Source organism: uncultured Clostridium sp. (assembly GCF_934754915.1).
GTDB lineage: Bacteria > Bacillota > Clostridia > Clostridiales > Clostridiaceae > Clostridium.
In genome coordinates this window covers 1-5,871 of record NZ_CAKVKB010000173.1, presented here as the reverse complement: position 1 = coordinate 5,871, position 5,871 = coordinate 1, and the positions used below count along the sequence as shown (strand labels likewise).

Below are 5,871 nucleotides of genomic sequence, written 5' to 3'. Positions count from 1 at the left end.
ATTCCATCCACTGGTTCATTATTAAAAAATAATTGAGTATTTTCATATATATTTTCATTTCTCATAAGAGGAGTAATTGATGAACCAACATCACCATCTATAGCTTTAATCTCTATTGACATTTTATGATTATATAATCCTTGTAAAGGCTGTTCTAAAGAAAATTCATTAGTATTTCCTTCTTTTATCTCTTCCCCATTTATATCTTGACTTAATATTATAGAATCAGTATTCAAATCTTTTAATGTAACATTAAATTTACCTTTATTTACTCTCTTGTAATCTCCAAAATCCACAGTAAACTTTTCGACTATTTGTATATCATTTATAAAAGTTTCTGATACCGAACATCCTTTTATCAACTCTATTGTTGCTGAATTGGGCACAGGCCTTTCAACATTTCCTCTAGATTTTCTAAAATGCAATTGCTCACCAGCTAAAACGTAAAATAAAACGCATAAAATTAAATAAGATAATAATATGGTTATATTTATTTTTTTTATCAATGCTTTCTGATAATCACCATTTACTTTTTCCACTAAATCACCCTACTTATTAAAATTATATCTTTCTAACAATCTTTTTACTTTTTCCTTTAAACGTAACCTATGTAACACTACTAAAATTTTTAATCTTAATATAAGAAGTAAATAAAATAGTTTGTTGATTATTATTTTAAAATAATAATCAATTCCATTTTCGTTTTTACAATATTCTCTATATAATTGATTCCACTGCTTATTTGATATAAGAGTAAACTTTTCCAAATACCTGTTAGGATTATATTTAGGAAAATTTATATTTATCTGTGCTTTATAATCAAGTACAACAAAATCATTAGCTAATATTTCTTCTGTAAGTTTAATATTGCTTTTTGATGCATCATAAAAACAACTAAAGTCAATTTTATAGAACTTAGTTGCAAAATTTAAACATATATATTGTTCAGGAACATATTTTGTTAATAAATTTGTATAAAATCTTTGTTGTTTCTTTTTCCTATTTTTAAACCATCTCATATCTTCTAAACTCTCAGTATTACAATCGTAATATAAATTAATATCCTCATTAATTCCAAAAGCTAGCCAATCTGAAATATGAAATGGTAATGGTAAAACTCTAGGATTTCTTGTATAATAATTACAAACTAAAATTCTATTATGAAAATGTGTTGATTTATCTTTGGCATATAATTCAAAGTACTTTAAAATTCCACTATCATTCCATACTATATCTGTTCTCGTCTTCAAAATATATTTCCTCGTAGCATATTTTAAACCTGATTTAGTACTTATTATTTGTCTATTAATATTGTTAAATGTTCCACTTACATCATCTATTATCAAAGCCCCTGGATCCTCTGAAACTCCCATATCATAAATAAAGCCAAAACCTATAATTCAACATTATGCCAAAATTCTCTTAATTATACCATAATACCTTTACTAAGTCTATACTTCCATAATTTTTAATTGAATAAATAAATTTCTATTCTTTTATGCTCATCTCAATCTAATTATAACTCTATTTTATTTATGTAAAAATTAACTTTAATGCCTAAATTATATTTACAAATATTTTATATACATTTAAAATAAAAAATATTAATTTATAAATATTTAATGAAGTTAGGAGCTTTTTATTCTTATGAAAAAAATACTTTTTTCTGCCTCAACCTTATCTCATATAGAAAACTTTCATATTCCATATTTAAAATACTTTAAACAATTAGGATTTGAAGTTCATATTATGGGTAAACCAAACAATAAATCACAAATCCCTTATATAGATAAACTTATACCTATTGATTTTGAAAAAAGTATTTTTTCTATAAAAAATATTATTAATATCTTTAGAATTTCAAAAATTTTAAGAAAGGAAAAATATTCAGTTATAAATACACATACAATATTGGCTTCTTTCTTCACACGTTTAAGCATCATTATTTCATTTAAAAAATCTCCTCTGGTAATCAATACAGTTCATGGATATTTATTTGATGAAAACAGTAATTTCTTAAAAAAGTTCATTATGATAGTTGTTGAAAAACTTGTTAAACCAGTAACTGACATTATATTAGTAATGAATTCTACTGATTACGAAATTGCAAAAAAATATAATTTTTATAAGAATAATTTATATTTCATTAATGGTATGGGAATTAACGCTTCAAAATTTCCATTAAATACATTGGAAAATAAATTAGCATTACGAGAAAAATTTAATTTTTCCAAAAATGACTTTTTATTAATTTATACTGCTGAATTTTCAAAAAGAAAAAATCAAAAATTCCTAATAGAAGCAATAAAACATCTATATGATGAAGGATATACTGACATAAAACTTATTCTGCTGGGTGATGGTAATTTATTTAATAATATAAAGGAATTTGCACATAGCTTAAATATAGATAAAAATATTATATTTGCTGGTTATCAAAAGAATGTATGCACTTATTATCATATTTCAGATATCTGTGTATCATCAAGCAGAATTGAAGGATTACCTTTTAATATAATGGAAGCTATGTCTACTGGACTTCCTATAATAGCTTCCAAAATTAAAGGACATATAGATTTAGTCACACCTTCAAAAAATGGTTTTTTATTTAAATATAATAATATCGAAGAATTTTGTGGTTATGTAAAAGAGTTGTATAATAATAGAGAGCTTTTAGCTGATATGGAAATCACAAGTAATTCTATATCTAAAAAATATTCATTAGAATCTGTATTTTCAAAAAATACTAATATAATGTTTGAAGAAATTAGTAAAAGGATTGAAATATAAATGATAAAAGAAAATCAAAACCTATTAAATAAAATAAATGCATTTAGTGATATAATTGTTCTTTTTTTATCAATGATAATATCATATTTCATACGTTTCAAACTGTTTTATCATGATGAATTTTACATAAGACTTGATGTATATTTACAATTTGCACTATTCATGATCCCAATTTACATAATTCTATGTATGTTCTTTAACTTATATGATTCAGTAAGAACATCACTATTTTCAAAAGAATGTGAAAGAATCATAAAAACAAATACAATTTTAATAACAATTTCCCTGTCAATATTATTTGTTTTTAAATTTGTGCATATTTCAAGATTAGTAATTGTAATTTTCTATTTTGTAAATACAATATTGATAACATTTAAAAGAGGTTTATTAAGATATGTTCTCTCTGATATGAGAAAAAAAGGATTAAATTTAAAACATATCTTGATTGTAGGCTCAGGGGAAACTGCTTCAGAATACTTAAATGTAATCAAAAACAACAGAAACTACGGTTACAACTATGTAGGCTATGTTTCCAACTCTTCAAATTTTGAAGGTGACAAATTAGGAAATTATGATGAATTATTGGATATACTATATAAATACAAATTCGATGAAGTAGTCTGCGCTTTAGACATACAGGATGCAGAATATATAGAGAAAGTGGTATCAGATTGTGAGCAGAGTGGAACCAAGATTTCAATAATACCATTCTGTTATAAATACATTCCAAGCCAGCCATATATAGATCAGATAGGTAATCTTCCTCTTATAAATATAAGAAGAATACCACTGGACAACCTTGCTAATGCCTTTATGAAAAGAACTTTAGATATATTTGGTTCAATATTCCTGATAATATTGACAAGCCCTCTCATGGTTTTAAGTGCTTTAATAATAAAATACACTTCAAAAGGACCTATAATTTTTAAACAGCAGCGCGTTGGATTGAATAAAGAACTGTTTACAATGTATAAGTTCAGGTCAATGAAAGTAAATTCTGAAGAAACAACAGGATGGAGCACAAACACTGATCCAAGAAAAACTAAATTTGGTTCATTTATAAGAAAATTTTCCATTGATGAACTCCCTCAGTTTTTCAATGTACTCAAAGGAGATATGAGTCTTGTAGGTCCAAGACCAGAACTTCCTCACTTTGTTAATGAATTTAAAAATGAAATTCCTCTTTATATGGTAAAACATCAGGTCAAACCAGGAATAACAGGTCTTGCTCAGATAAATGGTTTTAGAGGGGATACTTCAATAAAGAAAAGAATAGAATTTGATATACAATATATTGAAAACTGGAGTATATTAATGGATATTTCTATATTGTTCAAAACGGCTTTTAAAGGATTTAAGAATAATGAAAAGCTTGTTTTGAAAAATAAGGATATTGTTGATTCAAAGGATACAATTAAATCAAAATAACAAATAATATAGGGTTTGCTTAAAGAAACTATGGTATATTAAGCAAACCCTATTAAAATATATATGCTCCAATTAATAAAATTACATAATAATCAAAGAATATTGCAAAGATTTCATTCTTAATTGTCAATTGTCCATTGAAATATATTATCTCAATTTTTCTATCTCATCTAAAGATAATCCTGTTTTAAGAGAAATAGTCTCGTTATCTAATATATCAAGTAAATTTTTTGCAATTTCCATTGCTTTCTTTTCTGAACCTTGTTCTATTCCTTGTTCTAGACCTTCACGTCTTCCCTTATTTAAAGCAGTCTCTATCTGTTCAACTCTATCAATTGTCTCTTTTAGTCTTTGTTCATATATCTCTCTTTCCTGCCCTTTTAAAGACATAGTATCAAGAGTTTCTATTGCCTTTTTTATATTTCTATCATCCTGTAATTCTTTTGGAATTTCGTCTGTACTATATTTGTAAGCATTATTCAAAAATGTAACCCATCTATCTAAAGATGTCTTTAATTCACTCAGATTTGAATGGAATTTTTGAAGTTCTATAAAGTGTAATTCAAAAAGATCTGAATATTCAGTTTTAGTTTTTGAATTATATATTTTATACATATTATGATAGTCTTTCTCTGGAAAATAGTTAAAATCTAACACATTTATTCCTATAACCTTATTTATAGTTCCATATCTTCCTTTTTCAAGAAGCTGATTACTATAAACCTTAGCCCAATAATATAGAGCTCTTTTATCATAATAACTTTGAGAGGCTACTTGAATTTCTATATCATACCATGTTCCATTTTCATCACTTGCCTTAACATCTAAAATTGACATTTTATCATTCAAGAAATTTGCTAAATTATAAGGATTTCTCAATTCAATATAATTAATCTGTTCGTCATCTGGCAGCACAGAATTAATAAAAGACATTAGTAAATCCTTATTTTCTTCGCTTCCAAACAATTTCTTAAATGCAAAATCTACTTTGGGATTAATCCTGCACATATCTTTCTCCTTCTTAACCTTGTTATTCATGATTTCTCCTATCTTAAATAAATTAAGTTTTTCTTTAGTATATTATCAACTTATATTATACATTATAATCATAAATTCCAAAATCAAATTCATAATAAAAATCCTCACTTATTAGTATTAAATTATATATATATGATGAATATTTTTTGCTTTTTATGCTGATATAAAAACTCCTGACATATATAAAATAATATTAAAGAAATCTTGCAAAGATTTCATCCTTCATTGTAAATTATCAATTGTAAATAAAAAAATGTACTTTTAATTTTCTTTCTGCTATAATATCTTCAACAGAATATTTTTACAAAAGATAAAATATAAAATATCTCAAAAAAATGGAGGTTTTTTATGGAAAATAAAATTTTAGAACTGCTTCAAGTTATGAATGCAAAATTAGATAAAAATTCTATCGATATTAATGATATGAAATCAAAAATCAACAACCTAGAATCTGATGTCAACAGTATAAAATCAGATATAACAATTATAAATAATAAAGTTGATAGATTGGAAGAAAATCAAAAGAATATAAAAATTGCAGTTGATTCAATCAAATGTAATATTGATGAAATGACTAAAGATATGCATAGAGTTGAGGTGGCAACAGCTCAAAAC

At 24.9% G+C, this 5,871-nt stretch carries 5 protein-coding genes and 1 pseudogene; 3 read left to right on the top strand and 3 right to left on the bottom strand.

Annotated elements, in window-relative coordinates:
- Positions 1 to 539 (bottom strand): annotated as a pseudogene (locus Q0F58_RS16625) (hypothetical protein); the annotation flags it as partial.
- A 9-nt stretch (positions 540 to 548) separates the two neighbouring features.
- The gene (locus Q0F58_RS16620) at positions 549 to 1,373 is read right to left on the bottom strand and encodes a WavE lipopolysaccharide synthesis family protein (protein WP_294378985.1); all 825 of its coding nucleotides are present in this window, start codon (positions 1,371 to 1,373) and stop codon (positions 549 to 551) included.
- Positions 1,374 to 1,647: 274 nt separating this feature from the next.
- On the opposite strand from Q0F58_RS16620, the gene Q0F58_RS16615 reads away from it, so the two are divergent.
- Positions 1,648 to 2,790 carry a glycosyltransferase gene (locus Q0F58_RS16615; RefSeq protein ID WP_294378984.1) on the top strand — a complete coding sequence of 381 codons (1,143 nt, stop codon included), beginning with the start codon at positions 1,648 to 1,650 and terminating at the stop codon, positions 2,788 to 2,790.
- Positions 2,791 to 4,218, top strand: a complete 1,428-nt coding sequence (locus Q0F58_RS16610) for an undecaprenyl-phosphate glucose phosphotransferase (protein ID WP_294378983.1) — start codon at positions 2,791 to 2,793, stop codon at positions 4,216 to 4,218. It begins immediately after the preceding gene.
- A gap of 147 nt (positions 4,219 to 4,365) precedes the next feature.
- Here the strand turns inward: Q0F58_RS16610 and Q0F58_RS16605 are convergent, their stop codons facing one another.
- Positions 4,366 to 5,256 (bottom strand): Rpn family recombination-promoting nuclease/putative transposase, encoded by an 891-nt coding sequence (locus Q0F58_RS16605; RefSeq protein WP_294378982.1) that lies wholly within the window; start codon positions 5,254 to 5,256, stop codon positions 4,366 to 4,368.
- A 348-nt stretch (positions 5,257 to 5,604) separates the two neighbouring features.
- Here Q0F58_RS16605 and Q0F58_RS16600 point away from each other — a divergent pair.
- On the top strand, positions 5,605 to 5,871 hold a 267-nt coding region (locus Q0F58_RS16600; protein WP_294378981.1), incomplete at its 3' end, for a hypothetical protein.

Excerpts from the sequence above, each read along its gene's own strand:
- Q0F58_RS16610 (WP_294378983.1), top strand. The coding sequence starts at position 2,791 with ATGATAAAAGAAAATCAAAACCTATTAAATAAAATAAATGCATTTAGT.
- Q0F58_RS16615 (WP_294378984.1), top strand. The coding sequence starts at position 1,648 with ATGAAAAAAATACTTTTTTCTGCCTCAACCTTATCTCATATAGAAAAC.
- Q0F58_RS16605 (WP_294378982.1), bottom strand. The coding sequence starts at position 5,256 with ATGAATAACAAGGTTAAGAAGGAGAAAGATATGTGCAGGATTAATCCC.
- Q0F58_RS16620 (WP_294378985.1), bottom strand. The coding sequence starts at position 1,373 with ATGGGAGTTTCAGAGGATCCAGGGGCTTTGATAATAGATGATGTAAGT.